The sequence below is a fragment of the Bradyrhizobium sp. SUTN9-2 genome (genome assembly GCF_003122645.1).
In the GTDB taxonomy this organism is placed as follows: domain Bacteria; phylum Pseudomonadota; class Alphaproteobacteria; order Rhizobiales; family Xanthobacteraceae; genus Bradyrhizobium; species Bradyrhizobium yuanmingense.
Genome location: NZ_LAXE01000001.1, coordinates 4796122 through 4822807, shown reverse-complemented (window position 1 = coordinate 4822807; position 26686 = coordinate 4796122). Strand labels below are relative to the sequence as shown.

At 61.9% G+C, this 26686-nt stretch carries 39 protein-coding genes, 1 tRNA gene and 1 pseudogene; 22 read left to right on the top strand and 19 right to left on the bottom strand.

What is annotated here, in order from left to right; all coding sequences use genetic code 11:
- Positions 1 to 145: 145 nt before the first annotated feature.
- The 3 genes from XF30_RS22300 to XF30_RS22290 are packed head-to-tail and all read left to right on the top strand — an operon-like array spanning position 146 to position 870.
- Complete coding sequence (locus XF30_RS22300) at positions 146 to 400, top strand: PilZ domain-containing protein (RefSeq protein ID WP_057029117.1); 255 nt, start codon at positions 146 to 148, stop codon at positions 398 to 400.
- A gap of 48 nt (positions 401 to 448) precedes the next feature.
- A complete protein-coding gene (locus tag XF30_RS22295; RefSeq protein WP_109145816.1) occupies positions 449 to 697 on the top strand; it encodes a hypothetical protein in 249 nt (82 codons plus the stop codon).
- 5 nt (positions 698 to 702) lie between these two features.
- A complete protein-coding gene (locus XF30_RS22290; RefSeq protein WP_036022969.1) occupies positions 703 to 870 on the top strand; it encodes a hypothetical protein in 168 nt (55 codons plus the stop codon).
- Between the two features lie 127 nt (positions 871 to 997).
- On the opposite strand, the gene XF30_RS22285 is transcribed toward XF30_RS22290, so the two are convergent.
- The 5 genes from XF30_RS22285 to XF30_RS22265 all read right to left on the bottom strand — a co-directional run bounded on the left by XF30_RS22285 (position 998) and on the right by XF30_RS22265 (position 6349).
- On the bottom strand, positions 998 to 1636 hold the full coding sequence (locus XF30_RS22285; RefSeq protein WP_109143868.1) for a glutathione S-transferase family protein: 639 nt from the start codon (positions 1634 to 1636) through the stop codon (positions 998 to 1000).
- Positions 1637 to 2000: 364 nt separating this feature from the next.
- Positions 2001 to 2453: a VOC family protein gene (locus tag XF30_RS22280; RefSeq protein WP_035703627.1), complete on the bottom strand. Its 453-nt coding sequence runs from the start codon at positions 2451 to 2453 to the stop codon at positions 2001 to 2003.
- A 705-nt stretch (positions 2454 to 3158) separates the two neighbouring features.
- A complete protein-coding gene (locus tag XF30_RS22275) occupies positions 3159 to 3704 on the bottom strand; it encodes a hypothetical protein (protein WP_109143867.1) in 546 nt (181 codons plus the stop codon).
- 157 nt (positions 3705 to 3861) lie between these two features.
- Positions 3862 to 4521, bottom strand: a complete 660-nt coding sequence (locus XF30_RS22270; protein WP_109143866.1) for an oxidoreductase — start codon at positions 4519 to 4521, stop codon at positions 3862 to 3864.
- Positions 4522 to 4717: 196 nt separating this feature from the next.
- Complete coding sequence (locus tag XF30_RS22265; RefSeq protein ID WP_109143865.1) at positions 4718 to 6349, bottom strand: tannase/feruloyl esterase family alpha/beta hydrolase; 1632 nt, start codon at positions 6347 to 6349, stop codon at positions 4718 to 4720.
- 321 nt (positions 6350 to 6670) lie between these two features.
- On the opposite strand from XF30_RS22265, the gene XF30_RS22260 reads away from it, so the two are divergent.
- Together XF30_RS22260 and XF30_RS22255 are read left to right on the top strand one after the other, a co-directional pair.
- Entirely contained in the window at positions 6671 to 6871 is a 201-nt protein-coding gene (locus XF30_RS22260; protein WP_035999700.1) for a hypothetical protein, read from the top strand.
- Positions 6871 to 7134, top strand: a complete 264-nt coding sequence (locus tag XF30_RS22255; RefSeq protein WP_109143864.1) for a hypothetical protein — start codon at positions 6871 to 6873, stop codon at positions 7132 to 7134. The genes XF30_RS22260 and XF30_RS22255 overlap by 1 nt, the downstream gene beginning before the upstream one ends.
- Before the next feature lie 81 nt (positions 7135 to 7215).
- Here XF30_RS22255 and XF30_RS38205 read toward each other — a convergent pair whose 3' ends face one another.
- Together XF30_RS38205 and XF30_RS22250 are read right to left on the bottom strand one after the other, a co-directional pair.
- Positions 7216 to 7368 (bottom strand): hypothetical protein, encoded by a 153-nt coding sequence (locus XF30_RS38205; protein ID WP_156447126.1) that lies wholly within the window; start codon positions 7366 to 7368, stop codon positions 7216 to 7218.
- Between the two features lie 58 nt (positions 7369 to 7426).
- Positions 7427 to 7618: a DUF3072 domain-containing protein gene (locus tag XF30_RS22250; protein ID WP_035999694.1), complete on the bottom strand. Its 192-nt coding sequence runs from the start codon at positions 7616 to 7618 to the stop codon at positions 7427 to 7429.
- A gap of 98 nt (positions 7619 to 7716) precedes the next feature.
- Here XF30_RS22250 and XF30_RS22245 point away from each other — a divergent pair, with 98 nt between their 5' ends.
- Together XF30_RS22245 and XF30_RS22240 are read left to right on the top strand one after the other, a co-directional pair.
- A complete protein-coding gene (locus tag XF30_RS22245) occupies positions 7717 to 7950 on the top strand; it encodes a hypothetical protein (protein WP_036022975.1) in 234 nt (77 codons plus the stop codon).
- Entirely contained in the window at positions 7947 to 8171 is a 225-nt protein-coding gene (locus XF30_RS22240) for a hypothetical protein (RefSeq protein WP_085974320.1), read from the top strand. Before XF30_RS22245 ends, XF30_RS22240 begins: the two co-directional genes overlap by 4 nt.
- A gap of 42 nt (positions 8172 to 8213) precedes the next feature.
- Here XF30_RS22240 and XF30_RS37855 read toward each other — a convergent pair whose 3' ends face one another.
- Positions 8214 to 8450, bottom strand: a complete 237-nt coding sequence (locus XF30_RS37855; RefSeq protein WP_146207746.1) for a hypothetical protein — start codon at positions 8448 to 8450, stop codon at positions 8214 to 8216.
- Between the two features lie 429 nt (positions 8451 to 8879).
- On the opposite strand from XF30_RS37855, the gene XF30_RS22235 reads away from it, so the two are divergent.
- On the top strand, positions 8880 to 9086 hold the full coding sequence (locus XF30_RS22235; RefSeq protein ID WP_036022978.1) for a hypothetical protein: 207 nt from the start codon (positions 8880 to 8882) through the stop codon (positions 9084 to 9086).
- A 71-nt stretch (positions 9087 to 9157) separates the two neighbouring features.
- Here XF30_RS22235 and XF30_RS22230 read toward each other — a convergent pair whose 3' ends face one another.
- Together XF30_RS22230 and XF30_RS22225 are read right to left on the bottom strand one after the other, a co-directional pair.
- On the bottom strand, positions 9158 to 9460 hold the full coding sequence (locus XF30_RS22230; protein ID WP_036022979.1) for a hypothetical protein: 303 nt from the start codon (positions 9458 to 9460) through the stop codon (positions 9158 to 9160).
- A gap of 115 nt (positions 9461 to 9575) precedes the next feature.
- Positions 9576 to 10067: a hypothetical protein gene (locus XF30_RS22225; protein WP_109143863.1), complete on the bottom strand. Its 492-nt coding sequence runs from the start codon at positions 10065 to 10067 to the stop codon at positions 9576 to 9578.
- A 272-nt stretch (positions 10068 to 10339) separates the two neighbouring features.
- On the opposite strand from XF30_RS22225, the gene XF30_RS22220 reads away from it, so the two are divergent.
- The 3 genes from XF30_RS22220 to XF30_RS22215 all read left to right on the top strand — a co-directional run bounded on the left by XF30_RS22220 (position 10340) and on the right by XF30_RS22215 (position 11941).
- Positions 10340 to 10636, top strand: a complete 297-nt coding sequence (locus tag XF30_RS22220; protein WP_008558895.1) for an HU family DNA-binding protein — start codon at positions 10340 to 10342, stop codon at positions 10634 to 10636.
- A gap of 493 nt (positions 10637 to 11129) precedes the next feature.
- Positions 11130 to 11264, top strand: coding sequence for a hypothetical protein (locus tag XF30_RS39850; RefSeq protein WP_260347228.1), 135 nt, complete (start codon positions 11130 to 11132; stop codon positions 11262 to 11264).
- 479 nt (positions 11265 to 11743) lie between these two features.
- Positions 11744 to 11941: a hypothetical protein gene (locus tag XF30_RS22215; RefSeq protein WP_036045621.1), complete on the top strand. Its 198-nt coding sequence runs from the start codon at positions 11744 to 11746 to the stop codon at positions 11939 to 11941.
- A 13-nt stretch (positions 11942 to 11954) separates the two neighbouring features.
- On the opposite strand, the gene XF30_RS39845 is transcribed toward XF30_RS22215, so the two are convergent.
- Positions 11955 to 12080 (bottom strand): hypothetical protein, encoded by a 126-nt coding sequence (locus tag XF30_RS39845; RefSeq protein WP_057029130.1) that lies wholly within the window; start codon positions 12078 to 12080, stop codon positions 11955 to 11957.
- A 77-nt stretch (positions 12081 to 12157) separates the two neighbouring features.
- Positions 12158 to 12400, bottom strand: coding sequence for a hypothetical protein (locus tag XF30_RS22205; RefSeq protein WP_244608999.1), 243 nt, complete (start codon positions 12398 to 12400; stop codon positions 12158 to 12160).
- Positions 12401 to 12671: 271 nt separating this feature from the next.
- On the opposite strand from XF30_RS22205, the gene XF30_RS22200 reads away from it, so the two are divergent.
- Entirely contained in the window at positions 12672 to 12956 is a 285-nt protein-coding gene (locus XF30_RS22200; RefSeq protein WP_036045604.1) for a hypothetical protein, read from the top strand.
- Positions 12957 to 13054: 98 nt separating this feature from the next.
- Here XF30_RS22200 and XF30_RS38605 read toward each other — a convergent pair whose 3' ends face one another.
- Complete coding sequence (locus XF30_RS38605; RefSeq protein WP_167361660.1) at positions 13055 to 13219, bottom strand: hypothetical protein; 165 nt, start codon at positions 13217 to 13219, stop codon at positions 13055 to 13057.
- 252 nt (positions 13220 to 13471) lie between these two features.
- On the opposite strand from XF30_RS38605, the gene XF30_RS22195 reads away from it, so the two are divergent.
- From XF30_RS22195 to XF30_RS22180, 4 genes are all read left to right on the top strand, one after another.
- A complete protein-coding gene (locus XF30_RS22195; protein WP_192893219.1) occupies positions 13472 to 14233 on the top strand; it encodes an SIR2 family NAD-dependent protein deacylase in 762 nt (253 codons plus the stop codon).
- Between the two features lie 198 nt (positions 14234 to 14431).
- Entirely contained in the window at positions 14432 to 15094 is a 663-nt protein-coding gene (locus XF30_RS22190) for a cold-shock protein (RefSeq protein ID WP_157284234.1), read from the top strand.
- 115 nt (positions 15095 to 15209) lie between these two features.
- Positions 15210 to 15695 carry a DUF192 domain-containing protein gene (locus tag XF30_RS22185; RefSeq protein WP_035999663.1) on the top strand — a complete coding sequence of 162 codons (486 nt, stop codon included), beginning with the start codon at positions 15210 to 15212 and terminating at the stop codon, positions 15693 to 15695.
- Positions 15696 to 15787: 92 nt separating this feature from the next.
- Positions 15788 to 15864, top strand: a tRNA-Pro gene (locus XF30_RS22180).
- A gap of 141 nt (positions 15865 to 16005) precedes the next feature.
- Here XF30_RS22180 and XF30_RS37850 read toward each other — a convergent pair.
- Positions 16006 to 16296, bottom strand: coding sequence for a hypothetical protein (locus tag XF30_RS37850; RefSeq protein ID WP_146207745.1), 291 nt, complete (start codon positions 16294 to 16296; stop codon positions 16006 to 16008).
- A gap of 416 nt (positions 16297 to 16712) precedes the next feature.
- Here XF30_RS37850 and XF30_RS22175 point away from each other — a divergent pair, with 416 nt between their 5' ends.
- The 6 genes from XF30_RS22175 (at position 16713) to XF30_RS22155 (ending at position 23169) form a co-directional block, all read left to right on the top strand.
- Positions 16713 to 17099 carry a hypothetical protein gene (locus tag XF30_RS22175; RefSeq protein WP_109143860.1) on the top strand — a complete coding sequence of 129 codons (387 nt, stop codon included), beginning with the start codon at positions 16713 to 16715 and terminating at the stop codon, positions 17097 to 17099.
- Between the two features lie 327 nt (positions 17100 to 17426).
- The gene (locus tag XF30_RS37845) at positions 17427 to 17636 is read left to right on the top strand and encodes a hypothetical protein (protein ID WP_146207744.1); all 210 of its coding nucleotides are present in this window, start codon (positions 17427 to 17429) and stop codon (positions 17634 to 17636) included.
- Between the two features lie 138 nt (positions 17637 to 17774).
- Positions 17775 to 19412 (top strand): hypothetical protein, encoded by a 1638-nt coding sequence (locus XF30_RS22170; protein ID WP_109143859.1) that lies wholly within the window; start codon positions 17775 to 17777, stop codon positions 19410 to 19412.
- Positions 19412 to 19606: a hypothetical protein gene (locus XF30_RS22165; protein ID WP_109143858.1), complete on the top strand. Its 195-nt coding sequence runs from the start codon at positions 19412 to 19414 to the stop codon at positions 19604 to 19606. The genes XF30_RS22170 and XF30_RS22165 overlap by 1 nt, the downstream gene beginning before the upstream one ends.
- Before the next feature lie 2 nt (positions 19607 to 19608).
- Positions 19609 to 22698 carry a hypothetical protein gene (locus XF30_RS22160; RefSeq protein ID WP_109143857.1) on the top strand — a complete coding sequence of 1030 codons (3090 nt, stop codon included), beginning with the start codon at positions 19609 to 19611 and terminating at the stop codon, positions 22696 to 22698.
- Between the two features lie 9 nt (positions 22699 to 22707).
- Positions 22708 to 23169, top strand: a complete 462-nt coding sequence (locus XF30_RS22155) for a DUF1192 family protein (protein ID WP_109143856.1) — start codon at positions 22708 to 22710, stop codon at positions 23167 to 23169.
- A 44-nt stretch (positions 23170 to 23213) separates the two neighbouring features.
- Here XF30_RS22155 and XF30_RS38200 read toward each other — a convergent pair whose 3' ends face one another.
- The 5 genes and pseudogenes from XF30_RS38200 to XF30_RS37840 all read right to left on the bottom strand — a co-directional run.
- Positions 23214 to 23504, bottom strand: a complete 291-nt coding sequence (locus XF30_RS38200) for a hypothetical protein (protein ID WP_158284409.1) — start codon at positions 23502 to 23504, stop codon at positions 23214 to 23216.
- A gap of 249 nt (positions 23505 to 23753) precedes the next feature.
- Complete coding sequence (locus XF30_RS22145; protein ID WP_244608998.1) at positions 23754 to 24689, bottom strand: S1/P1 nuclease; 936 nt, start codon at positions 24687 to 24689, stop codon at positions 23754 to 23756.
- 303 nt (positions 24690 to 24992) lie between these two features.
- Positions 24993 to 25136, bottom strand: a pseudogene (locus tag XF30_RS39440) (SOS response-associated peptidase); the annotation flags it as partial.
- Between the two features lie 220 nt (positions 25137 to 25356).
- Positions 25357 to 25845 carry a hypothetical protein gene (locus XF30_RS22135; protein WP_109143854.1) on the bottom strand — a complete coding sequence of 163 codons (489 nt, stop codon included), beginning with the start codon at positions 25843 to 25845 and terminating at the stop codon, positions 25357 to 25359.
- 46 nt (positions 25846 to 25891) lie between these two features.
- Positions 25892 to 26686, bottom strand: a 795-nt coding sequence (locus tag XF30_RS37840) for a phosphoenolpyruvate carboxykinase (ATP) (protein WP_502696136.1), incomplete at its 5' end; no start/stop codon positions are given.

The window sequence follows — 26686 nt, the reverse complement described above, 5'->3', positions numbered from 1 at the left end:
ATAGTGGCCTTTGCGCTCCCGGGCAAGCCGTTCGGGAACGGTCTTTCCGGCCCGGTGGATAGCCCCGGGGCGCGGGATCATTCGGAGGCGATTTCAACGGTTTGTTAGCGTTCCCTGCGTAGCGCTGGACGGGGAGATTTTGCCGATGCCACCGCCGAAGAAGCGCGCAGCCCGCAAGCTGCTGTCGCAGCACGCCTGGATCACGCTGGACGGCGGCTTCGCCGCGCGGCACTGCCTGGTCCAGGACATCTCGGATTCGGGCGCCAGGATCACCCTCGACGAGGACGCAAGCCAGCTTCCCGGCGTGATCCGGATGGCCTTCGCACGCGATGCGCGCACCGGGCGGAGCTGCCAGGTGGTCTGGCGCCGCGGCAAGTCGGCCGGCGTCAAGTTCCTCTAGCCGCGGCCGGCGATGGCGCGCGGGTCCGGTCCGGGCTACAAGGCGGCGATGCGCACGCTGCTTCTCATCCTGCTCTCCTTGGTGGCCACGTCCGCGACTGCGGCTGAGAGCCTGCGCCTGCCGCCTGCCGAGCCGCCGCAGGCGGGCAAGGCACTGCCGCTGAACGGCAGCACGGCCGGCAAGGCGAGGGCAGGCGCCTGCGCCGCCTACGGCCCGGGCTTCGTGATGGCCGAGGGCACCGGGACCTGCGTCAAGCTCGGCGGCTCGACCAGCGTCGACGCCGGCATCCGGCGCTGAAGACCATGCCCGCGGATCTGGTGCGGCTCGACATCATCGTCCCCGTGCTGATGTATTGCGCGCTGCTGTGGTGGGTCGGCCGCGGCCTCAGCTGGACCGCGCGGCTCGCCACGGCTGCCGTGACTCTGGTGCTGATCGTCGTCGTGCTGCTGGTCGAGCGCGGCTGGCGCTAAAGCCTGAAACAAAACCGCGAAAACAACCCCATGCACAGTAGCCGTCAAGCGCGGCGGTGATGCCGCGGGAAGCGCGCCGGAACGCCGATTCCCGCGCGATCGCCGCACCTTAACCCGCGCGAGGGGCTCACGACATCGGCGGTGCGACGAATTGCGCAAATCCGGGCCGCTTGCCGAGCTCGGCGAGCCAGCGGGTGAGGTGCGGCTGTGCCGGCCGGCTGATGCCTTCGACCCCGAGCCAGCGCCGCGCGTAGGATCCGACCGCGATGTCGGCGAGCGTGAACGCATCGCCATCGATGAAGGGGCGCGTGGCGAGCAGGCGGTCGGCGATGGCCCAAACCTCCGCGGCGGCATCGGCATCGCGCTGCACCTGGATCATGTCGCGCTCGGCGGGCGCGGTGCGCACGATGCCCCAGAACACCGGGCGGTCGACCGGCTGCACCGTCGACAGCGTCCAGTCGAGCCAGCGGTCGACCGAGGCGCGCTGTCTCGGCGCCTCGGGATAGAGCGGCGTTCCGCGGCCATGCGTGAGGCAGAGATAGCGCATGATCGAGTTGGACTCCCACAGCACGAAGTCGCCCTCGACCAGCGTCGGGATCCGCGCGTTGGGATTCATCGCCAGATAATCGGCCTCGCGCGTCTTGCCGTATTGCATGCCGGCATCGATGCGCTCGTAAGCGAGGCCGAGCTCGGTGCAGCACCACAGCACCTTCTGCACGTTGACCGAATTGGCGCGGCCCCAGATCGTCGGCTTGGTATCGGCCATGAAGCGTCTCCCCGCATTGTCCGGTGTCGTAGCCTGGATGAGCGAAGCGCAATCCAGGGCTGACAGTCCCGGATTACGCTTGCGCTCCATCCGGGCTACAGCTGCGGGTGATAGCGGAATTCGGCGCGCGGAGCGATGCGCGATTGCATCGCGTCCGTCATGCAAAAAGCTCCGCACGCGGCGGAGCTTTCCTTGCAAAGTTCAAACTGACGCTCAGCGGCCGAAGAACAGCCACAACAGAATGATCACCGGGATCGGCACGCCAAGCATCCAAAGCAACAGCCCTCTCGCCATCGCATCCTCCTCCAAATCGGTTTCGTGAAAGGAGAACGCCGGGCGAGGGGCCTTGTTCCGGCCGGCGCCGTCACCAATGGCCGGTGTTGGGCATCGATGCCCACGGCTCCTGCGGCGGCTTCGGATCGCCCTTCTGCAGCAGCTCGATCGAGTGCAGGTCCGGCGAGCGGACGAAGGCCATGTTGCCGTCGCGCGGCGGACGGTTGATGGTGACGCCGGCCTTCATCAGCTTCTCGCAGGTGGCGTAGATGTCGTCGACCTCATAGGCGAGATGGCCGAAGAAGCGGTCCTCGCCGTACTTCTCCTCGTCCCAATTGTAGGTGAGCTCGACCAGCGGCGCCCCGCGCGTCGGCGGCTGCTTCTTCAGAGCTTCGAGATCATCCGCCGAGCACAGGAACACCAGCGTGAAGCGCCCCTTGTCGTTCTCGATCCGCCGCACCTCCTTCAAGCCGAAAGCATCGACATAGAATTTCAGCGCGACATCGAGATTGCGCACGCGCAGCATGGTGTGGAGGTATCGCATGGTTGTTGCTCCCTGGAACGGACGGAGGGGTTTTGCATTGGGCCGGGATGGCGGGGGTAGGAAATAGCAGGAAAATGCAGCGGGGGCACTGCCATACGCGCCGGTGACGTGCGGGTACGCTTTGTTCTGATGGCGCTATTGCAGAGTTTGGAGGCGGTAGTTAGTCGAGCCCCTGACTGTGGCCGCACCCCTCTTAAGCCCCGGGGCGGGGGTATGCATGGCGCCGAAGGCGGGGCGTTCGGTAACTGTCAAGAAAGTGGTCGAGAATGAGTGGGGATAACCACCGCATTCCCTTAGCCGTGGACAGGACGAATATCCCGGATAACTCAGACGCAGCTACGCGCGCACGCGAACCCAGTGATATTGGTTGGCCGTGAGTTTGCGCTGTCTCACCGGGACGTGACCGGCATCCGTATAGGCCCGGCTTCGTACCGAATCCGAAAACATTAAAATGGCGCCAGGCGAGGTGAATCGCCTGACGCCTGGGGTGGAGATCCCGAAGGACTCTCCGCCTGAACAACTGAGGTTCTCGCTCCACCCAGGCGCCCTGTCAATCCCGCGAGATATCGGTTCTCGCCACGATGGAGCTTGCCTGTGAAGACCCTTTCGAAAGTCCGACGTTTTGTTGCCCGCAACTGGAAATTCTTGGTCCAGGTGGGCGTCAACATCCTGACCGTCATCATGCACAAGTAGGCGGCGGTAGGTTCACGCCTTCAGCTTAGGCCAGTCGGGGTTCTCTTTCATAACCGTCAGTAGCCCTTTAGCCAGCCGAAGCTGCACGTTTCTCGGTGCGGCTTTAACGACCTCAATCGCGTCGCGGCTCAGCTTCTCGATATCCGGGTCCGGATCCGGCGGGACCTTGAACTCGTCTGGATGCAGGGCTTTCATCCAGGCATCGAAGGCCTTCATCTCGGGAGTATGTGTTCCGGTCAGTCGGTGATGGAGCACGATACCGAAACCGATGCCCATCTGCGTGTCGGGCTCGCTTACCTCGCCCTGCGCCGTGGGATCTCGATCGGTATGCTTCAGGAAGTTTGCAGCGTCGTTAAACCGCTTCCAGCCGCCAACCTCGATAAACTTACCGAGGTCGGTCGAGAAGCCATCGTCCCTATAGGACGGGTAGATGTCGTAGAGCACACGAAAAGCTGCTCGTGATAAGGCATGAACGGCCAACAGCTCTTCGCCGTTGATGAAGAGCCGGATTGCGCAATCTAGCTGGCGCTGGGCGGCTTCGAGCTTCGATATAGGCATCCCCAGTTATACCAGCGGGCTGCAGTCTTACGCCACTTCCGCCTTCGGCTGGTTGTCGTTCGACGGTTGTTGCTCGGGAGCGGTGGGTAGGGGAGTTTCGTCACACGACAAGGCCGTCGACGGGTCTCGCTTCGCTCAACCCATCCTACGCACTGCATCACGTTCGAAGCAGTGCCGCCATCTCTTTCCAATGATAGATACGCACCTTCTCGGTTTGATGCCTCGCGGCTTTGGCGATGGCGTGCGCGATGTCGTTGCCGGCGAGCCCGCGATACCGCTCGGCCGGGCCAACGAGCAGCGGATTGAGCACGCCCCATATCGCGATGATGAGGCGTTCACGCGGGCGGTCCTCGTCGCGCGCGCCGAGGATCATCGACGGGCGGAAAATATGCGTGTGCTCGAAATCGAGCGCGAGAATGTCCCGCTCCACCTCGCCCTTGGTCCTGAGATAGAACACACCGGAAGCGGCGTTGGCGCCAACGGCCGTGACCAGAAACACCGACCGCGCGCCGTTCGCCCTAGCGAGCTCGGCCGCTACCACCGGATAATCATGATCGATCTTGTAGTACTCGGCCTCGTCAGGGGTGTGGTTGCGTGTCGTCCCCAGCGCGATGAAGATCTCGTCCGCAACCAATTGGGATTTAAGTGCGGGCAGGGACGCGCGATCGCCGATCAGCACCGTGAGCTTCGGATCGCTCACCGCCAGCGGCTTGCGGGCCACCGCCACAACGCGCGAATAATCGGGACTGTCCAACAGGTCGCGCAGCAAATGCGAGCCGATGAAGCCGGTGGCGCCGAAGACAAGTGCGGTTTTCATTCAAGCCACCGTTCTGCGTCGTGAGCCCAAAGGCCAAGTTGTTGAATGCAGATCAGGAGGCCCAATGCAACCTCGGTTAGCTCGCAGGATAGGTAGAGCATTTGCGAAACGCGTTTCGTCACACGACAAAGCCCTCGATGGGTTTCGCTTCGCTCTACCGATCCTACGCGCCAAGTTTAGTGCAAGTTCGCAAGTTCTACTTGCACTCAAAACTCGCCGCGCTCTCGGGATCGCCTTGCCCCTTGTACCGCGCATGTTGCGGATAGGCGCAAAGCGGCCGGCTGCGGCTGGGAAAGGCTGGCCCCGTCGCGACCACCAGATCGGGCGCCTTGCCGTCTTCCACCCAGTCCACGACTGCGCTGAGGAGATCGAAACGATCGAGCGCGGCGCCGCTCGAGCAGTGACCCATGCCGGGCACCAGGAAGGCCCGGCTCGATTTCTCCCGCACCAATTCCATGCCGCCGGAATCCGCCGCCATGCGCTCGTAGTAATTCACGGTGTCGTTCGCCGAAAACCAGGGATCGCTCACTCCGTGGTAAAACAGCAGCTTGCCACCATGGCCGAAGTAGCTCGAAAGGTTGGTCCAGTAGGCGGTGTTGGTGAGGCGATCCATCCCGCTCGCGTTGACCCGGTCTTCGAGTTGATCGACGTTGATGTTTTCCCAAACAGGCGGTCCGACCGGACTGCGCGCGCCTGTGGTCAGGATGCCGGGAATGGCAACGCCTTCGGCTGCCACGCCGCTGTCCCATGGGAACGGCGGATAGACTTGCGTGCCGCGTGAATTCTTCGGTCCGGCAAAAGCTTTCTTCAAGGCATCGACCTGCGGCGGCGCCAGGCAAGAATCCGTCTTGTCATCCGTCTTGTCGCCCTTGCAGGTGAGGACCGCGGGATCGAATTGACAGGCCTTGCCGTCGAAGATCAGGCCATCCTTGACGCCGTCCTTGGCGTCGCAGGCATCGAGGATCGCGTTGGTGATCAGCTTTCGCTCGGCCGCGGAAAACGTCTTGGCGGGCTCCGGCTTGCCGGACGCATCTTTCGGTGCGATCTGGCTGAAGGCGGCGTTGGCCCAGGCGAGACCGATATTGGAATTGCCGGTGCGCAGCGCAGGCGCGCCGGCGACGATGCCGTCGAATTGCTCGGGATAGCGCGCCGACGCCAGCATGCCTTCGCGGCCCCCGGTCGAGCACCCCGTGAAATAGGAGCGCTTTGCGGGCTGGCCATAGTAATGCGCGACGATCGCCTTGGCGGCCATGGTCACCTTGCCGACGGATGCATGGGCGAAGTTGAGCGCGGCTTCCTGGTCCTTCAGGAACGAGGCATCGAACACCGCGCCCTGATGACCGCTATCGGTCGAGACCACGGCAAAGCCGCGCGCCAGCGCCGGCACCTCGCCGGCCGCGTGGTAACCCAGCGGTGGCCGGATCGAGCCGTTCAAACCGCCGCCGCCCTGAAACAAGAACCGGCCGTTCCAGCGATCGGGCAGGGCAACGGCAAAGCCGATCGCGTAGGACTTGCCCTCGACGCCGACGCGCTGATCGATCACGCCGTCCGCGCGGCAGTTCGGCGGCAGCGCCACCGATACTGTGGCCGGCGCCGGCGGTGACGGCTGCACGGTCCCCGGCGGCGCCTCCGGCACTACTTCGGCCTTGGTGATTGTTGCCGTCGAACCCGGCATCTTCCAGCCGGTCAGGTCAGCGCATTTGAGCGCGGGCGGTATGTTGGCCGAATTGTCGGCGCTTGCCGGCGAGATCGCAACGACCATGATGGCCGCGACTAGACCCAGGCCAGCCATCGCATCATTAAGCGCCAGATTTCTTTTTCCCTGCATCGTTCTTCCCTGCCGCTTTCTGATTTTTTGCGGTGCACTTAATTCACGCTGGCCGCCAGGCGATCTGCTGCACTGACACTGACCATCTTGTGTTATTCGGGAGGTGCAGTCCAGCGATGCAGGCTTTCAATCGCTCTCGCCGTTCGCCCTTGCCGATGAAGTCGATCGAGTAGGACGAGCGGATGCTCGATCATCGCGAGCTTGTAACGGTAGTTCGTCGGTCTACCGGCCCTTAAAGTTTCTCACTCTCGCGCTGTTGCCGATTGGACATGGTCATCCCGCGCACTTGAACCCCGCCAGAGGCCACGCCGACCAAACGCCATGGCCGCATTCGTTGCAGAACTCCTGTTCGATCTCGTCAGAACCCTCGTGGGTGGCTGGCTGCGACAGGCTGTGGTGGCGATCTGTGCGTGGCTAGATACGAAGATTCACGGCCGCGCGGCGCGCTTTGTCGTTGGCGGGCTGCTCGGGATCGCCGCCTTCTTCCTCATTCCCGTCATCGCCGGTCTGCTGGGTCTTTGATGCCCTGGCTGAGAACGCATCTCGTCATCGCCTTGGCCATCGGGGCGCTCATCTCGACGGTGCTCCTTGTGCTGGAGCCGCTGACCGACTTCGCGTTTCTTTGGCTGGAGTGGCCCGGCATCAGCGCAGCGTATTTTTTCTGGGGAGCGGTCGGAGGACCGACCTTCGTCGGCATCGCCATTTCCTGGGTCGTGAATGCACTGACCTACGGCCTGGGTGCTTTCATCATTCTCAGCGCCGTCAAGGTGCTGAGGGAAGCATGAGGCGCTGGCTTCAAATGATGGAAAGATTGCGAGGGTTGCTTTGATCATGCGCGGCCAACTTCGCCGCCCATGCCCACTCCCTCACGCCGTCTCCTCGTCACCCTTGGCGACGATCTCGACTTCGAAATAGCCCATGTCGCGGAGCTCGGCGGCTTTCTTCTCGGCCGCTTCCCTTGTGTCTCTCTTCAAGATGATCTGGCCCGCTCCGTCGCGGGCGCAAACGAAATAAGACATTTTCGATTCCCAATTTCGTTTGCATACGCACGGAGCCGGGTTCCCGCAATCGGACGGCTCACTCGTCCAGCCCGGCCTTTTGCCGCATCTTGTCGATCAGCTCCGAGGCCTCGGCCTTGGTCAGCTCGTCCTCGGGCAGGTCCTGGTGCGCCTGCTCGGCGAGGGTCTTGAGATAGGATTCCTGGGCTCCCGTCATCGGATCGTCGCCGGAAACCCAATCCTTCGGGTCCTTCCGGGTGTTGTCGGCCATCGCACATCTCCTATTCCGTTTTCCGTAGAACGTCGGACTCGACTCTTCGTTCCGTTTTTGTTCTCATGGGCCATATCTCGAATTCGCGAGGCGGAACAATGCCGGACCTGGACTTTCTCAGGCGGGAGATCGAACGGATGCGCATCCAGATGGGCAGGCAGAGGAAGGAGATCCTCCAGCTGCAGCGGGCGGGGATCGGGACGGCCTCGGCCGAAGCGCTGCTGTCGCGGATGGAGGCGAAGGTCGAGAGCCTGTGCGCGCAACGCGACGCGCTGAAGGCGGCAGAGCCGCGCCAGACCAAGGGCAGGGTGCTCGGCGGGAGGACGTGGTGAGCAGGCGGTGGTTCGACGACGAGCGAGACCTGTCGCCCTTCCTGACTGCGCTCGAGGACGTTCGCCGCAGAGCGACGCGGGAAGGGTGGTGCTATGCCCACGTCCAGGCCATCATCGTCGCCATCGACCAATACGCGGAAGCGGCGACCGGCAATCGCGAGTATTTCCTCAACAAGCCGGTTTCGATCGGGGACAACCGGAAGGCCGCGGACATTCCGTGAGCGCCCAAGCGGCTCTCGGGACTGCGCGGCTATCGTTGCCGATCAGCGCGGTGAGACCGAGGAGGAGGGCGCTGACCTCGTGCGCGCGGGCGAAGCGGTCTTGCTTCGCGGAGAGGCAGCCGCACGGCTCTTGCCGGACTTCGGACCAGCTCTTGGTGTGATCCCGTTCTGCTCGTCGAACTGCTTCAGCCAGGCCGCGATGTAGCGCGGGTCGTCGGGACAAAGCCGCTCGAGCAAACGAAGGTTCTGCGCCCTGAATTCCACAAGGGTTTTCGGCATCACGGCTCCTCAAAACCCTGCCCGTCGCAAAAAGTGCGGCCGGACGGCCGCCGGGTCAACGGCAAAGAGCGCTTGAAATCCCGGGCGAGCTGATGCAGCGCCAAAAGCGAAAACCCCGCCCTTGAGGAAGCGGGGTTCTCTGTCGAGGTGAAGCTTAGGGACGCTTCAACTGTAAGACGCGCGAGCGGCAAGAAAGTTCAAACGAAAGTGCGCCGCGTCGCTGGAACGTGGATGCGCCCGCGCCGGGCCATTACAAATCCGTAAGTCGGTTGAAAATCGACGCCGAAAAACTATCTCTGCGTCAGGCGGCAGCGTAACAAGCCGCCCTTCAACTGACACCCAGCCGCCGCGCTCAGAACAGGCGAAGCTGGGTCCTTTGACATTCTCCCGCTTAAGGTCCCGCCTCATTGGCCTCAGAGGCAAACGTCGATGGCTGCCCGCACCTACAATCACGAACGCTGGTCGGAAGACGACGACCGGCTGCTTCGATCCATGTGTGAAACCGGCAAGAGCCTGACGCTGATGATCGTGAAGCTCAAGCGCCCCATTGCATCGATCAGGTCGCGCGCGATCGAGCTTGGCATCAATCTGCCGGGCACGCGCATCGGCCTGCGACGGAAGCGGCGAACCGCTTGAGCCCGCGCGTCCGGACAAGGCTGCTTCATGTCGCCGCGCCGCTCTACGCGAGCGGAGCGGCCGAACGATGCTCAGGCCGCAATCCGCTGTTCGACCGGCGCCGTCAGGAACTTGAGCGCTTCGGCATGGGCGAGATCTGGAACCGCGATCGCCGTGTGGCTGTACATCGCGTGTGTGCGCGACGTCGCGATCTGGTCCAGGATCCCCTTGCCCTTGATGACGTGGAGGCCCATGCCGTCATCGACGGGGAAGATCGCCAGCACCACGTCGTAGGCCGCGATCACGGCTCTGAGCGCCTCGGCCTTGTCTTCGGCGACATCGACAAAAACACGAACATCTGCCGCGAGTTCACGCAGCTCGTTAAAATCCAGCACTTTGAGGATACTCCAACGCAACCAACCTGACAGAAGCTTGGTCGCGTTAGGTTACTGAAGCGTCAACAACGGATCGCCGGCCACAAGTTTCACGAACGAGGAAGCGCGATGCGATCTAGCGCTTGGCGTCCTCCTTGCGCAGCCTGGCCTCGGCGGCCTCGTCGACGAGAGTCAAGCTGGCGCCGTCATAGCTCAGCTTGAAACCGCGGCCGACGATCCAGATCCAGCCTTCCCGGTCCTTGATGGCCGAGGCGTTGAACTGGTCGGAGATGGATTTGACGGCAGCTTCCTGCGATCCCGGATTGTTCAGCGTCGCATTGACGCGCCAGATCGGATGCCTGGGATCGGTCTCGTCGCCGTCGACGGCGACCTTGGCGCCGTTGATGTCGCACGCAAGCGTGTACGGACCTCGGCTCGGCCGGCAGAGATAGTGGCGTCGCGCGACGAGCTTGTTGGCCTCCTCGAATGTCATCCCGGGCGAGAAGCCGAACATGTCGGACTTTTTCACGAGGGCGAAGGACGCAGGCTTCAAGAAGCTAGGCTGGATCGCGACGAGGGCTGCGACGGCGACCACGATCAAACCTGCGATGACGATAGCGACCTTCATCAGAACCCCATCAAATACCCTTCCTGGCTTATAGCAGCCGCGGCGCTGTGTCAGGCTCGAGAAATTGCAGGTCCTAAAATTGCAGGTCCTGCAACGTCTTGCACAGGAAGTCGGGAACCTCGCGGAGCCCGTGCTTGCGTTTTTGGCCTCGATAGGGTCTAAGCCCGATCGCTTCATGACTTCTGGCATGAATCAGCAGCGCGCACTCGCGGGTCCGGCCGCGTCCCCAGCAGCAGAATTGCTCCGCGCACCCATTCAAAGGAATTCAGACCATGGCGAAGATGACGAAGACCCAATTGATCGATGCAATTGCCGAGGGCACGCAGCTTTCGAAGAACGACGTGAAGTCGGTGATCGAGTACATGGCGACGGTCGGCTACAAGGAGCTCAACGAGTCCGGCGAGTTCGTCATTCCCGGCTTCGTGAAGATGTCGGTCGTGAACAAGCCGGCGACCGAAGCCCGCATGGGCATCAATCCCTTCACCAAGGAGCCGATGCAGTTTGCAGCGAAGCCCGCCAGCAAGTCGGTCAAGGCCTCGCCGCTGAAGGTGGCCAAGGACGCCGTCTGACGTGCCGGGGATGTCGGTGCGGTGGGCTCATTGACGCGCCGGCGCAGCAATCAACGGCCGAGGACCAGGTGGTGCTCGGCCATCGCGATGGCCGAACATCAAGACGACCATCAGGGTAAACAGCACGCGGTACTCCCTTCGTCCTGAACGACGAGCTTCGTTCCCTCACCATCCTCATCCGCTTCACAAGAAAAAGCCCCGCGCTTTCGCGCGAGGCTTTTCTGGCTGACGGCGTTGGGATTTCAGCGCCTGGCCGACAGCCATGGCTTTAACCTAAAGTTGAAATCGCAAAAAGCAACAGCGCCGCCACGACGGAGTATGTTCGTCAGGCGGCGCTGCCGTGTAACTGGGCGCTGAAATCCCCAGCTTCCATAGGTGCTTGCCGCGCCGAAAAGGTTCAACGCCGCCCCACCAAAATTTTACGTCCGGGGCTGGACTTTTTGTTCTCATTTTGTTCTAGTGAGGCGCCTTGATGGACCGTTGGAGGTTGCTCATGACCGTCGAAAAACAGCGCGAAGTGATCAGGCTCTGGAACGAACTCAGAAAGGTCGAGGGCCCTGCGGCGGAGGAGCTGCGCATCCAGATCCTCGAATGCTTCTCGAAGGAGAAGCCGAAGAGGGCCGCCTGACTTTGTCGACGCCACGCGGCAACGCGTAAGCGCGATCCGCTCCGAGGGGGCACGCTTGATCTCTCGCCGCGCTGCTTGCCGGCGAAGAGTCTTCTCGAAGTTTCGTCGATGAAGAGTCTGTTGCAGAAGACACTCGTCGAGGAAGAGACTTGTCGAAGAAGGGTCCTGCCGCGTCGATGGTGTGAGCGCTTTCATCGATCGTTAGGAGTTGCTCTCCGCGCATTCTTGCGACTCCGATTCGTTCTTCGCGAACGAAACGGAGTCGAAGCTGGAACAAAGCCGGGCGTTCTTGCGCCGCTCTCGCCGCGAAGGTGCCGGATGCGTCTGGCTAACGATAGCTTATACGGATGCCGATAACCCTATTCGGTTAGGTTAAAAGCCCAATCGCGTTGCGCTTGCTGCGCCTTGGGGTAGGTGTTCGGCAAAGACAAGCAAGAAACGCCTTTGCCGAAAACGATTTGCCCAAGCAGCAATTTGCCATGATGCCTTTTTCAGCTCCGTCCTTTTTCCAAGGCGACCGGCACACCTACCGGCGCGTCGCCGTCGTCGGCACGCTGTTCTGCCTTGCTTTCGTTGTGATCAGCTTCTCGCTGCGGCCGCAGGCCGAGGACACGCGCGTTGCGGTCAAGGCCGACCGGCTGGTCCGCACGGCAGGCCAAGCCGCGCGCGCCAATTAACGCCGCGCGCCAATTAACGCTCGTCGCCGCAACGGCGGTCATCGGCCCGCGCCTGCGGGCATCCGGCGCCGCGCGAGGCGAGCGCCACGAAGCCGGCATAGCCGGACAGGTTGAGCAAGACTTCGAGCCAGGCGGGCATATCTCTTTCTCTCCGCTCAGCAGGGAACGGACTCAACGTCCGCGCGCATTCCTGGTTCCATACTCCTGCGAAGAAACTCAGAGCCGGGTGGTCGGGTCGAGCCGGCGGCCGAGGGTCGCGACGGATTCGCTCGACGGCTGCTCCTTGAGGAACTCGGCGATGGCCTGCGCCAGCTCGCGGTCGCTCATCGGCGTCGGCGGCGGGCGCAGCGTGCCGACACCGAAGCTGCGGACGATCTCGTCGTAATGTTCATCCTCGGATCTGGGAACCAATTTGCGGATACGGGCCAGCAAAGCGGATAAGGGCAAACTCTCCTCCATGATTGTCGTCCCCGCTGGCAACCGTCATGGTCTGCTGCCATCTGCTCCCATGAAACTGAAAACCCCGCCAGCACCGCGGAGATGCTGACGGGGTCTTCGTGCTGTCGCCTCGACCCGGATGGCGGAGGCTCCCGCACTTGAGAGGCTAACCCCCGTCTCGCCGTTTCGTTCCCGCTTCATCGACATTTCTCGCCTGCGGGCTGGTTCCATCCATGCGGCAACCATCGCAGGCGCTCGCCGTTGTCTCCGCGACACGCGAAGGAGGACAAGCATGAAGAAGACACTGGCAGTTCTGGCCACCATCGCGGCGGTCGGTGTGACCGCGGTCGCGGCGCCCGCGCCGGCTGAGGCGCGTGGCCGCGGCGGTATCGGCCCGGGCCTCGCGTTCGGCCTCGCCGCCGGCGCAATCACCGCGGGCGCAGTCGCGGCTTCTCAGCCCTATGGCTATTACGGTCCCCGCTACCGCTACTACGACGGTCCCGCCTATTACGGACCGGGTCCGTACGCCTATTACGGCGGGCCGTACTACCGTCACCACCACTACCGTCATTGGTAGTCGGCGAATAGCGAAAAGCCCGGAGCGGAGCTCCGGGCTTTTTTCATTCGCAGGTCTTGTTTACTCGCCCATTTTCGCGCTTGCCGGCGCGATGATGCCTACGGCCAGAGCGAGGGCCGCTCGACCTTGCGGGCATTCTCCAGCGTCGCCACGAAATATTCCTCGCGCTCGCGCTTGAACTTTTCCTGCGTGGCACGGAAGGCGGCGACACGGGCGGCGATTTCTTCGCGTTCGCGCTCTTTGCGTTGTTCGTCTTCGGTCATGTCAAATCCCCTCTACACCTGAGTATGTGCACATCCGAACTCAAGCACTGCCGCCGCAATCACGTTGAGTCGCGTCAACACATCCATTGGCACTTCCGAATGGGGCGTCAATGGGGAGGAGGCATTGCAGGATTGTGATATGCGAAGGTCGGAAGAAATTGCCGAGCGCATTGCGTTAGCGCTTGATAAGAGCGTCAACGATCTTGCCGCTTGCGCATGTTGCTGTCAGGCCAAACTATTCGGGAGGCGCGGTTGATCGCATCGGATCTTCAGAGCGGTATCGAACGGCTCGGTGACATGATCGCCGAGGCCAGGACCATCGTGCCGTTCACCGGTGCCGGCATCTCGACCGAATGCGGCATTCCCGACTTCCGCTCGCCGGGCGGAATTTGGACGCGTAACCGTCCGATCCCGTTCGACGAGTTCGTCGCGAGCCAGTCAGCGCGGGACGAATCCTGGCGCCGCCGCTTTGCGATGGAGAAGGTCTTCGCCGCAGCGAAGCCCGGCCGCGGCCATCGGGCGCTGGCATCGCTCTACCGCGCCGGCAAGGTTCCCGCCGTCATCACCCAGAACATCGACAATCTGCACCAGGCCTCCGGCTTCGCGCCGGAGCACGTGATTGAACTTCACGGAAATACCACTTATGCGCGCTGCATCGGCTGCGGGCAGGACTATCCGCTGGACTGGGTGAGGCGGCGTTTCGAGGGCGATGGCGCTGCGCCCAACTGCACCGCCTGCGACGAGCCGGTGAAGACCGCCACGATTTCCTTCGGCCAGATGATGCCAGACGAGGAGATGCAGCGTGCGACAGCGCTGTCGCAGGCATGCGATCTCTTCATCGCGATCGGTTCCTCGCTGGTGGTCTGGCCGGCGGCCGGCTTTCCGATCATGGCCAAGCGCGCCGGTGCACGTCTCGTGATCATCAATCGCGAGCCGACCGAGCAGGACGACATCGCCGACCTCGTCATCCACCACGACATCGGCGAGACGCTCGGGCCCTTTGTCGGCAATTGAGGCATCAATTTGATTCGCGGCTGTGCAAGCTGTTCATAGGTTCCGGCGAATCTCTTTTTTGTCTATGCGTCTCAACCGGGAGTGTTATCTTTTGAGTCGAAAGATTCGCGTCGCGTCGAATTGAGAACATTCTCTTAAGGCGCGTGATTCGGGCGCCGCCAATGTGGCGGGTTGCATGGCAGTGTGGGGTCCGGGGTTATGGGGTCGTCGGACGGATTTGAGTCCAAGAAGCTTGGAGTTCCCGGACAGGGCACCTCGCCAGGGCGATTGACGCCGGGCGAGCATGGCGGAGCCGGCCGCGACAATGCGCTCAATCCCTTCACCGGATTGGGCGAAGCCAGCGCCAACCTCGTCGAGGTCACCGGCGTCATCAAATGGTTCGACGCCTCCAAAGGTTACGGCTTCATCGTTCCCGACAATGGCTGGCCGGACGTGCTCCTGCACGTTACCGTGCTTAGGCGCGATGGCTTCCAGACGGCTTATGAAGGCGCCCGCATCGTCGTCGAGTGCATCCAGCGCGCCAAGGGCTACCAGGCCTTCCGCGTCGTTTCGATGGACGAGTCGACCGCGATCCACCCGGCGCAGATGCTGCCGCCGCGCACCCATGTCACGGTCACCCCAACCAGCGGGCTGGAACGGGCCCAGGTCAAATGGTTCAACCGGCTGCGCGGATTCGGCTTCCTGACCTGCGGCGAGGGCACGCCCGACATCTTCGTGCACATGGAGACGCTACGCCGCTTCGGCATGACTGAGCTGAGGCCGGGCCAGTATGTGCTGGTCCGCTTCGGGCCCGGCTCCAAGGGCATGATGGCGGCCGAGATCCATCCCGAGACCGGATCGCCGGGATTGCAGTCGCACTAAGGCTATGACTTCCAGCAATTGTGAGCAGAGGCGCGCTGCAAGTCCGGCGCGCCTCTTCCTTTTCCGGCGGTCGCCGCGTAAGGACTGATTGAAGTCCCACGCCGCGAGAGCCCCGATGAATTCTGATCGAAAGGCCGCCTGGTCCGCTCTGAAGGGCTGGCTGGCCGCCATCCTCGTCATCGCCGGCTGGGCCGTCGCCGGCGCGCCGGCCGGCGCCGCGAGCTTCCAGCCGCTCGAGATCGTCACCAAGAACGGCGTGCAGGTGTTCTCGGTCGAGATGGCAACGACCCCGGAGGAGAAGGAGACCGGCCTGATGTACCGCAAGGAATTGGCCGACGGCAAAGGCATGCTGTTCGACTTCAATCCCGAGCAGGAAATCTCGATGTGGATGAAGAACACTTATGTGTCGCTCGACATGATCTTCATCCGCGCCGATGGCCGCATCCTGCGCATTGCGGAGAATACCGAGCCGTTGTCGACGAAGATCATCTCCTCCCGGGGACCCGCCCGGGCCGTGCTGGAGGTGGTGGCGGGGACGGCGCAGAAGTACGGCATCCGCCCCGGTGATCGCGTCGGCCACCCCCTGTTCGGCGGCAAATAGGACGGGCAGGGGCGATTGCGGCCCAGGCCGGCGGCTTTGGAAAGCTTGCTGGCGCTCCGGGAAGCGTGTATCGACGGGGCTCGCCGGACATTCGGGGTATAGCGCAGCCTGGTAGCGCGGCAGTTTTGGGTACTGCAGGTCGTTGGTTCGAATCCAGCTGCCCCGACCAACCAACCCGCTGAAACTGCGGCGACATTTGTTCTCCTTTCCATGCCGATTGCGCCCGCGCCACCCACGGGGAAGCACCGGGGAAGCACGAGCGCAGATTTTAAGCCTTTTGGCCGGCTTTGACAGAGGCCGGCGCAGCGGTTCAGTGCAGCCTGTTCTCGATTGCTGCTTTGGCTTCCATCATCTGCAGCGCCGTCGGCAAAGTCACGGCCGCGTCGATCTCGACCAGGTTGCCGGGCAGGGCGCGGAATTGACCAGCGGCCTTGCCTTTGAGCGGCGCCAGCATCGCGGCGGCGATCGCCGAGCTCACCTGACACCTGACAAGTGCGTTTCGGTCTTCAATGGCTAAGATTAGGTCGGTACCGCGGCGAGCGAGCAGGGCGCCGAGATCATTGGAGTTCGTCGAGGTGCGGAGGGCGACTGAGTTGCGCATGATGTTTTGCCTTTCGAGCAAATGAGCAGTCCAGGGGCGAAATGACCGACATCAGACGGCCCCGCGCACCTTTGGGCGTGCGCCTTGGACATACGCGCGCGGCCCCTGGACAAGATTTGTGATCGCCGCTGACCGGATTGGCTATCGGCTGATGTTTGGGCTTTCGACCCGCGATCAGGATGAGGCCTGCCGAGAACTCAGCAACGAATATTTTGTCTGGAAAAGTCTAATACGTAAAACCAGACACGCTTGTTATTGAGCGCGCTCGCTTTTCATCTCGCGTAGCTGTCGCCTGTCGACTTTCAAACTCGCAAAACAATACAAGAAATAGCTGTGCCGCAGGCACTTTTGTGACTCTGAGATTCGCTTTGCATCAAGGACTTAGCTAGACTCAGCGCGCCGAATAGGAGCGCATCATGAAGGACAAGCGAATTTCACCCGCAAATGATCCTGCCGTCGTTGCCCACAAGCGCGTCCTGGCTGCCGGTGAAGATGATGCGAAGTATCTGGCGGCAATCATCGAACTCGAGACATGCCCGGCTTACACAGCGCAAGGCATTCGCGCCAAGCGCAACCTCGAGCGTGAACGCCTGGCTCACCTTGGTCGGGGAGATGTGCTTACGCGAGAGGGGCGTGCCATGATGGCGCGCTTGGCCGAGACGATCGATGAAGGGCTCGCTTACTTGACGCGCGCCGGCATGCGAACGCGAAGGGCCCGGCCGGAGACCACCCCCGGCCCGGCATCCGCCCCCCGGGGGGAGGGGCCGGCTCGCAGTCCAAAGGCCGCAAAGCCGCTCGACTAATTTTCGGATTCTTGAGAAGTTCAGGGTGTTTCAGTCGATCGTTTCAAATTCGGAAATCACATCATGTGGTGGCAGGCAGCAATTTTCGCGGCCGTGACGCTTTCACTTGTCACGCTATGGGCATGGTATCACGCGCGCGTAGGTGCGCGGCGTAGCGCACTCGCAATAGCGGCGAGCATCGCCGAGCAGGATGAAGCTTGGGATCACCGACACGACCCGCCCCACCGCCCACTAGTGTCTGGACCGCCAACCCCAGCCCTCCCGGCGCCTGCGTTCGTTCAACACTATCGGAAACGAACGTCTATCAGCAGGTGGATCGCAATTTTCGTGTTCTCGCTCGTCTACACGGGTGGAGTAGTTGGCTCCTTTGAATTCTTCTCGAAGCGATTTGCTTGCACGGTGTTGCCGCAGGAAGGTCGCCGCTCGTGCGGCGCTGAAGTTGCATTAAACGCGGCGCTCTGGCCTTTCGATCTTGGAAAAGAAGCTGCTCGTTGGGCTTTCGAACAAGAAGGCGCGCGGCTCGCTCGGGTGAATTAGTTCATTTCACCGCCATCTTCGATTCATTTTTCGATAACCGCGTCTGAGTTACCTTCATCTCACGGACGTCTACGCCGCTTCGCCGACGGCACCCACCGCGCAATCCCGCGCAGTTCCCTCTCACCACGTCGGCGATAAATGGGCTACCCCACAAAATACTTCCGCCAGTACGATTACGTTTCGTATCAGAACGCCAATCCCAATCGGCCACTGCCAGCAACGTCAGTGCACTCCGACCTCAACCAGGTCGCGTTGTCGACGGCAGAGATCGTGGATTTTCTCAAGAAGTCCATCCGTGCAGACGGGGCCTTGGCGAATGAGTCCGTAGGTTTCGACCAGCTTACGTTTAGCGTGAAGGCGGCCATTGGCGACATCACGTCTGTCGACACCGTTTTGGCTGCGGCCGAGCAGGCAAGCGCGGACGCCGCCACGGCGACCGCCCAGGCTGGAATCGCTACTACCCAAGCCGCCGACGCCGCGACGTCGGCGACGAATGCCGCGTCGAGCGCCACAGCGGCGAGTACTGCCTCTGCAAGCGCTGCGGCGTCGGCGACGAGTGCGGCCGCGAACGCGACCGTCGTGATGGGCGATCAATACGCCTTCAGCGCGACCACGACCATGGCCGATCCCGGGGCGGGTCTCCTGCGTCTCAACAACGCGACCTTGGCCTCGGTCACTGCGATCGCGGTGAGCGCGCTGACGAACGCAACCGGCAACCCGAACATCCGTTCGTACCTGTCGACGTGGGGCAGCGGAAGCAGCGTCAACCGCGGCACGATCGAGATCCGCAAGATCGGAACGCCGTCAACGTTCGCAATCTTCAGGGTTACGGCCGCTGTCACCGACAACACGACTTGGGAACAGATCACGGTCGCCTACGTGACCGGAAACGGCACATTTTCAGCCGCGGATTTGTTGTCCGTGCAGTTCTCGCGCGCCGGCGATGCGGGGGGAGTTACGTCGCTTGCGGGCAACACTGGCGTCTTCACTCTTAGCCACGGGTTGGTGGCCTCGACCAACGACATCCAGTTTGACGTAGGCCTTTCGAGAGGCTATCTCGCCGGGCTGACACTTTCGACGGCGAGTTCGTCGGCAACCTTCGGCGTCGCGGCCGGCGTCGCGGTGGATTCTACTCAAGCCGATTTCATGAAGCTGGCTTCGGCTTACACGAAGACCACCAGCGCGTGGGCTGTAGGCACTGGCAATGGCGCGCTCGACACAGGTGCGATTGCGGCGTCTACCTGGTACCACGTCTATCTGATCAAACGTACTGATACGGGCGTTGTTGACGTTCTGGTTTCGCTGAGCGCAAGCGCTCCGACTCTGCCAGAGAATTACACGCTGTTCCGCCGCATTGGCTCAATGGTAACGGATGGGTCAAGCCAGTGGGGGAAGTTTGTCCAGGTCGGTGACGAATTTCTGTGGGATACGCCTAGCTCCAACGTGAACGTATCAAACCTTGGTACGACGGCCACGCTTTACGGTCTCAGTGTGCCAACCGGGGTTAAAGTTGAGGCGTTGATCAGGGTGCTTTTCAACCACGCTAGTGCGTCAGTCGGCGGGTTGATCAACTCTCCAGATGAGGCAGCAGCGGCGATTAATACCCCGGCCGGCAACATGAACATGGTCGTTCCCGCGTCGAACGTCGCTCATGCGTCGCAAATGCGGATACGCACGAACACCAATGGCCAGATTAGAGCAGTGTCGGGCAGCTCGAGCTCGACGCTGATCGTCGCGACCTACGGCTGGGTTGATCGTCGAGGCCGAGACATCTGATGACCGGCGAGATCCATGCAGTCTCGGAGACGCTCGGTGCGTTGAAAACGGACGTGAAGCATCTGCGCGAGCGCGCCGAGGGCTTCGACGCTGTCGGTTCAGCCTGGTCCGTTTTCTATCACGGTGGGCTCCGGCGGTGCCGGGTTGCAGCGGCATCCATCTTGACCCTCAATTACACCATCAAGGCGCACTGAAGATGCCGCAACTCGTAGAGTTCGAAGGCCAGCGCCATGAGTTTCCAGACGACTTCACCCAAGCGGAGATTCAGCGCGCATTGAGCTCTCGCCCGCGTGTGCCGCAGCCGATGCCTCCGCTGCCGCCGGGCTACAAACTCGATCTGCCAGCTACGGTCCCGCCATTGCCGCCCGGCTACAGGCTCGACAAGCCGCCGTTCGATCCGACACCACCGTTCGACCAGTTCGACGCTGTCGTTCCGGCTCAGACGCCGAATCCGTTCGACCAGTTCGACGCGTCGCCGCCCATCGCGACGGAGCCCGTCGTCATCCGGAACGGCCGTCTTGTTGTGACGCCGGCAAATACAGCGCCCAAGCCGATCGAGCGCCCCGCATCGGTCCTGCCGAGCAGTGTCGGCGGCGCCGTCCGCGACTTCCAAGTCGGCGCGCAAGGCGTCGGCAAGGGGCTCACCGACATCGTCACCGGCCCGTTCGACCTCGTGGCCGGCGCGCAGAATCTTGCTACCACCGGCATCAACAAGCTGTTCGGCACGAACATCCCGATGGCCACGCCGGCGTCCAAGCTGGTCGAGCAGGCCGTCGACGCCACCGGACTCCCGGTCATCGATCCGGCCACGATGTCGCGTAGCGAGAAACTTGCCTACGATGCCAACCGGTTCGGCACCCAAGCCGTCGGCACCGGCGCCATGTTGGCGCGGCGGGCTCCGCAGGTGGCGGCTGCGACGACGCGTTCCGACACAGTGCCCGGGCGGATCCTTGACCATATGGCGCGCCCTTACACGGAAGCGCCGGCGCGGACCTTAGTGGGGGATACGATCGGAGGCGTCGGCGCTGGCGTCGCGGTCAATGCTTCCGATAACTACGTTCCGGCCGATGCGAGCGTCTTCGGCCACTATGTCGGGCACGGCCTCAAGGACGTCACCAACGTACTTGCACCACTGGCCGGGGCTTCGGGCGCGAACACCTTGCAGGCAGGCGTTGATGGCCTGGGCGGACTGATCCGAAATATTGCGTCGAAGACCTTCACATCAGCACCGGCGCCCATCCCGCTCAATCCGGCCACCAAGACGCCCTACAGCAACTCCGATGTCGACCGTGCCGCGGCCAAGATGCAGTCGGCAGCGACCGGATCGCCTCGGGCCCTTGCCCAGGACATTCGTGAAAACGCAGCCCGCCTTGCGAAGCCCGATGACGGCGCAGCGCCGCTCCAGGCATCGGCCATGCCGACCTCAGGATTGCTCTCCCGAGATCCGGGCCTCATTGCAGCCGAGCAGGGCGCGCGCCTTAAGTCTGCTCCCGACTTCATTAAGCGCGACCAGGCCGTAAAGGCCGCAGCCGCCGAACGCGTGGAGGCGATGCGCGATCCTGAGGCAGATCTGGGCGCTGTCATGCGCCGGGCGGCTGAAGCACGGACGGAGCGCATGAACGCCGCAGAAACCGACGTCCTACAGCGAGAGGACGCCGTCAGCTCGCTCGACCAGATCAGACGCGATCAAGGGCAACCGCTCAGCGCTATAGCCAACTCCGAGGCAAAGGCGAACGCATCCCGGCGCCTCGACCGGGCCTTGGTTGAGGAGACCTACATTCCGGCCCGCGCTGAGAAAAACCGTCAATTCGACGCGGCCCCTGGGCGCAATCAAGAGCTCCCGGCCGATGACGTCTTCGGCGCGATCGACCGCATCCGCGGCCAGGCCAATGACCTTGCGCCTGGCACGCTGCCGGAGGACTTCATGCGACGCCTCGATGCGCTGCGGCCGCAGATGGTCGAGCATCCGCCGGGGAGCGGCCATATGGTCAACATGGGCGGCCCGGGAACCGCACTGGGAGCTGATCTGGCCGATCTCCGCAAGTTCATCGGTCCGGCGCAGCAGCAGGCGCAAGCGCGTGGCAATTTCGACCTTGCTGACAATCTGGGCCGCCTCCGCACGGCGATCAATCGCACGATCGAGGGTGCCCCGGGCTACGCCGACGCGAATGCGAACTATCGAGGCTTCGCCGAGCGCTTCCGCCCGGAGCCGAACGATCCGATGGCCAAGTTCACCAGGGCGATCGACCGAGGCGGCCAGAATGCTGACGGCGAGCTTAACCGCGGCGCCACGCCGCCGAGCGAGACCGCGAGCAGGTTCCTGTCGTCGCCGGAGGCCGCGGCCACACTGCCGCGCGCGCTACAAGGCTCTCGGGCCATGACCGCCGGCGAAACAGCGCTCCGGGACCACTACCGCTCGAGCTTGGCTATGTCCGCGCTGAATGCGGACGGCACGATCAACCCGATTCGAGCGTCAGCGTGGGCAGATAATCATGCGGATATCTTGGCGCAGTTCCCAGCGATCAGGCGCGAGTTCGACGATATCGTCGCACAGGCACGTCGAGGCGAGCAGATGCACTCGCAAGCGCGCGCCGATCTCGAGGCCGCCCGTACGGCCAGGAATGCTACCGAGGCAGAAGTGGACCGGTCGGTGATTGGCACTTTGATCCGCGAAGACCCGAGTGAGGCGGCGTCAAACATTCTTAACGACAAATACGGTGGATCGAAGAAGCTGGACGAAATTAGCGCCTTGGTCCGCAACGACGCACAAGCGCAACGAGGCTGGAAAGCCGCCGTGTCGGAAGTCCTTGCCGATAAGGTGCAGGGAACGCGTCAAGTGGGCGAGACGCTCGAGGTCCAGTTCGCGCGGCTGGCCAAGGAGTTCAAAGACAACGAGGCGCTGCTCGCTAAGACCTTCTCACCGGAGGAGATGAACAATCTGCGCCAAGCGCACAAGATCCTGTCGTACTTCAAGGAGGCCGAGAAGCGGGCGACCGGGGGTAGTGACACTGCGGAGAAAATCAACATTCCTGGCTGGGCGCAGCTGGCCGTCCGACACTTCAAGGGCGATCTCGCCGGCGGCGGTTTGATCAAGCGGTTCAAGTTGCTTCTCGAAATGCTACCATCGAACAAGCAGAACGCTGACGAGATCATTCATATGGCATGGTTTGATCCGAACGTAGCCGCATACCTACTGGAGCGCCCGATCAAGAACCCGAATGTGCCGCAATACAACATTGATCTGCGTCGGCTTATCGCAGCAGCAAACGCATCTCGCGAGAATTAAGGAGTTTGTATGCCTTCGATTGCGGCTTATGACTTGACAGAGCAGCAGCGGACACTGGTGCGCCTGATCGTGAACGAGGGTAGGCGGCCCGAGGAGGCGGCCGAGCTCGCCGGTTATCACCCAAAATCCGTCTACAAGACAATGCGGCTGCCGGCCGTTGCGGCGGCGATCTCAGACTCTATCCAGCTGGACTTGGCTGTTGTTGGGGCGCCGTTGGCCTATCGGGTGGCAAAGTCGTTGTTACAAGATGCAAGCGTCAGCGCGCGCGTCCGAGCAGATCTCTCGATCAAAGTGTTGGATCGAGCAGGACACATTGCGCCCACTCGCAAGGAGATGAGCTCTCAGCAAAAGTCGCTCTCGGAAATGTCACGCGACGAGCTCGCCGACTTTATTGCCAGCAACCAAGCGGAGATCGACAGGATCGAGGCGGAGCTCGCGTCGCGCGCGAAGGACGTGTCGTATCTGGGCTAGAAACTGCGGAACGCCGCTCCCTCGTCATCGGATTGTTAGCCGCGTCACGCGTCACGCCAGCCGTAACGGCGGCGCAAGGTGCACTTTCTGATGCGATGGTTGCCCGAGATCGCGAGTGCAAGGGTGGGGTGGGGAAGTTTTGCCGCGACCGCGAGGCCACGGTTGTCGAGCGTAGGCAAGCTTTGGATGTCGCCGTTGCCGCTGTTGGACGGGATGCGGACCCTCAAACCGAGGCCACCATCAACCTCGTCGCGTGGGCTACCCTCGGTGCCGTACGGCCGGCACCGGAGGATTTCGCGATGCTTCGGCTCGTTTTGCTCGCGCTGCTTCCTCAAGTCGGCGGGGTTGTTGATGTTGGTCGCGCGCAGCGGCGGGGTGCAAAAAAAAATGGCCCTCCGAGTTGGATCGGGGCAGAGAGACCTCGTGGCCTCAGTAGAGCGCGTTGGACCCCCAGTGCATTTCGGCGAGCCTGGTTAGACTTTGCAGCATCAATGTGACTGGGCTGGTTCGGGCGGACGAGGTAAGATGATTGATGTTGAGTAAACAAAGGATCGGCAGCGCTGGCGCGCTGGAAGGCCATCACATCACTTGAACGCCTTATTCAGGATCGCGGCGATCCGTGCTCCGGCAAGCGCAATGCGCTGATTTGCGATCCGGTGCGCGCGGGACTGATAGGCAGCTGTGAGCTTGTAAGGGCCGTTGCCGCTCCGGATCGGCGGCGCGTATACCGACTGCTTCGCGATCACGAAGCTTTCCTGGATCCAATCCCGCTCGTCGGTGGATCCAGCGTCGACCTTCTTCAGGGCGGCGCCGGCGGCGATCGCGTCGCTGGGGGGCGCGCCGGTGGGGCCAAGCAGGCCGTCCCAAAAGGCATGTAGCTCGCGCGCGCTGCCGCATTTGGTGCATTTGATCTTCACGCCGTTGCCGCCAGCGTCACCGTCGGTTCCCGCACGCGTGAACCGCGCGGCCGCGTGGAGCGGCTGGTGCAGGTCCCCCGCCACGTGAAGAAACCATGCCAAGTCGTACGAGCGCAAGTCGTCCGACGCCGTCTTATCCGCGAGCGCGGCCTTGAAAAGGGCGATCTGAGTCTGTGCGTTGGGCCTTTGCGGCTGCTTGAGCGCGGTTCCGTCGGTCGAGAACGGTAGATCGATGAAATGCCAGTACTTGTGTCGGAAATGATCGACGTAGCCGATGTTCTGCGCGGCCTCCGGCGTATCCGGCGCGACGTTGCCGTTTTGGGTGCCGTCGCTGGTGTAGCCAGGAAGTGACTTGATCTGATCGGGCCAGGTCGCCGCCTTGACGAACGCCACCTGGTCATGCTGGCTGGCCGCCACACCCTGCACCCAGTCCTCGTACTGCGGATTGAGCTTGAGGAGCCGAGCGGCCTCTTCCTTGGCCGCGGGGGTCAGTTGGCTCCAGGCCACCGCCGCCGCCTCCATATGTCCGAAGTTGTTCCAGGCCTTTGCGGGAGTCATTGCCAGCGCGGCAAAGCTTAGTGCCATCCCGAAAAGTGTCCTCACGGCAGTCCTCGCTGAAATGAACACTTCCAAAACCCGCGAAGGGTTCAGACGGGGCAAAAAAGTTTAAGGCGGTCATGGCAGCCGCTTGCTGACGGCTATCCCGATCACAGCACGATGCCCGGTTCGATCACTTTAAGGCGGTATCGCAAACCTCTTTGCAAGCCGCTGACTACCGGCGGGCCACTGTCGGACGTCTGCATGTACGGTCTCAACGTCTCGCGTGCCGCGACCGGCAAGGAGCCCATCGAGAACGAAGGGGTTAGCGATTGACACTCCGCCGTGCCGTGGAAGGCAGTGAACCGAAATCACGGGCATCGCATTTGGGTGATTGCCGCCGACTTTGACGTTGGGCTCCGTGGTCAGAAATGCGTAGAGGTCGTTGGTAGTCTCGTGCTCCTTGACCTTCTCGAGATTCAAACTGGTCCCGATGCCGGCGGAGTAGGCGAGCCCTAATGAACTCCCCGATTCAAGGAGACGCCACACGTGGGTAATCTCGCGCCGATGCTAGGCATACTTCCTTGCTATAAGTCCCTAATTGTGCGGACGGCCGCAAACCTGCGCTCACCCGCTGGAGCATGCCATCAGGCGCTTAAGCGACCATGAACAGTGCGACGCCACAACCAAGCAGATCGAGAACGAGCAAAACGATCAAACCGAGCTTCTCAAATCAAACAATAACCCTCGAACCCGCCATCGCGATCTCCGCCATGGAAGGTTTGACCTCTTGACCAAGCGCATTCAGAACGCGAGCTGCCTTGCTCTGAAGGACTGCTTCGCCCACTGCCTGGAAGGAGAAAGTCTTTCCTTGGACATCCGAAGGGGGAATTTGCGAAATCTTCTCTGAGGGGATGTGTTCGCGAGATACAGTGACCATGTAGGTCGACTGCGCCCACTTCTTGTCTTGTTGTACAATTGGCTCATAAGCGGTGCCGCGGTATTTCTGCTCGGCCTCTTCGAGCTTTCGCCGAAATTCGTTCGTCAGAGCCTCATATCCCGCGATTCCAAGTTGCGACGTTGTCGGCGCGGTCGCAATTTGAAGCTTTAGTCGAGAGATATCTAATATTAGGTTTGGGTCTGCACCAGGAGCTGGAGCCAATCCTTGCGCGTGGGCCAAAGCAGGCACACAAAGAACGGCAATAGCACTAATAGTGCGCATCCGAGCCTCCTAGACCACAATGAAATGACGATGCTTTAAGCGAAGTCTAGCCTAGGGTTGCACGCAAATCCAGAGCCCAATTTGGATCAAAATCAGTTTTGCGTCGGGACAAGAATGCTGAAAATCGACGAGCCGTGACCAACGTAGACGCTATGAGTTGTCGTTGAACGGCGCCCTCCGACGTTTCCAGCCGTTCGGTCAATAGGTTCGCCACAAGTAAGTTCTTCGCCTCCAAGGCGTCGATTCTGGACAAGCCGAATTCGCCACTGACCTGTGTGATGAATACCGCTGCCCGGACGCTCGCGCTCAGGTTTACTGGGCAGGTAAAAGCTTCGGCAAGATCTCTCGGGGCAACGTAGATTTTGTCGCCGGCCGCATTATTATCAATGTGTGCGCTCAGATCAAAAGTGGCCTGTGTAGCACTGCAAACGTTACGCAACGTATCTCGCTTGAGGCCCGCAGCTTCGGGAACAGCTCTGGCAACGATCGTTTCGTTGTGGCGTTTCAAAAAGACGGTATCGTTTGCCATAAAGCCAAACCGCCCTGTGGCAAGACAACTCAATAGGCTCGACGTTTTTCCAGCGTGCTTTGGACCAACAAACAGTAGCGCCGCTAGGTCTGTTGTTACTGCCGCGGCATGTATAGGAATATATCCATCGTTGAGCAAAGCATGCTGCAAAACAGAACGAACCGCGCGCATACCCGCAAAATAGCCGGTGAGCCCGTCTGCCTCAGATATCAAGAAGGACGAGATGCCGTCTGTAGCATGCAAAACAGCCTTGTTGTTGATTAGAAACGATTGGATAGGGACCAGTTTGCGGTCACTGCTTGCTGTGGGCTC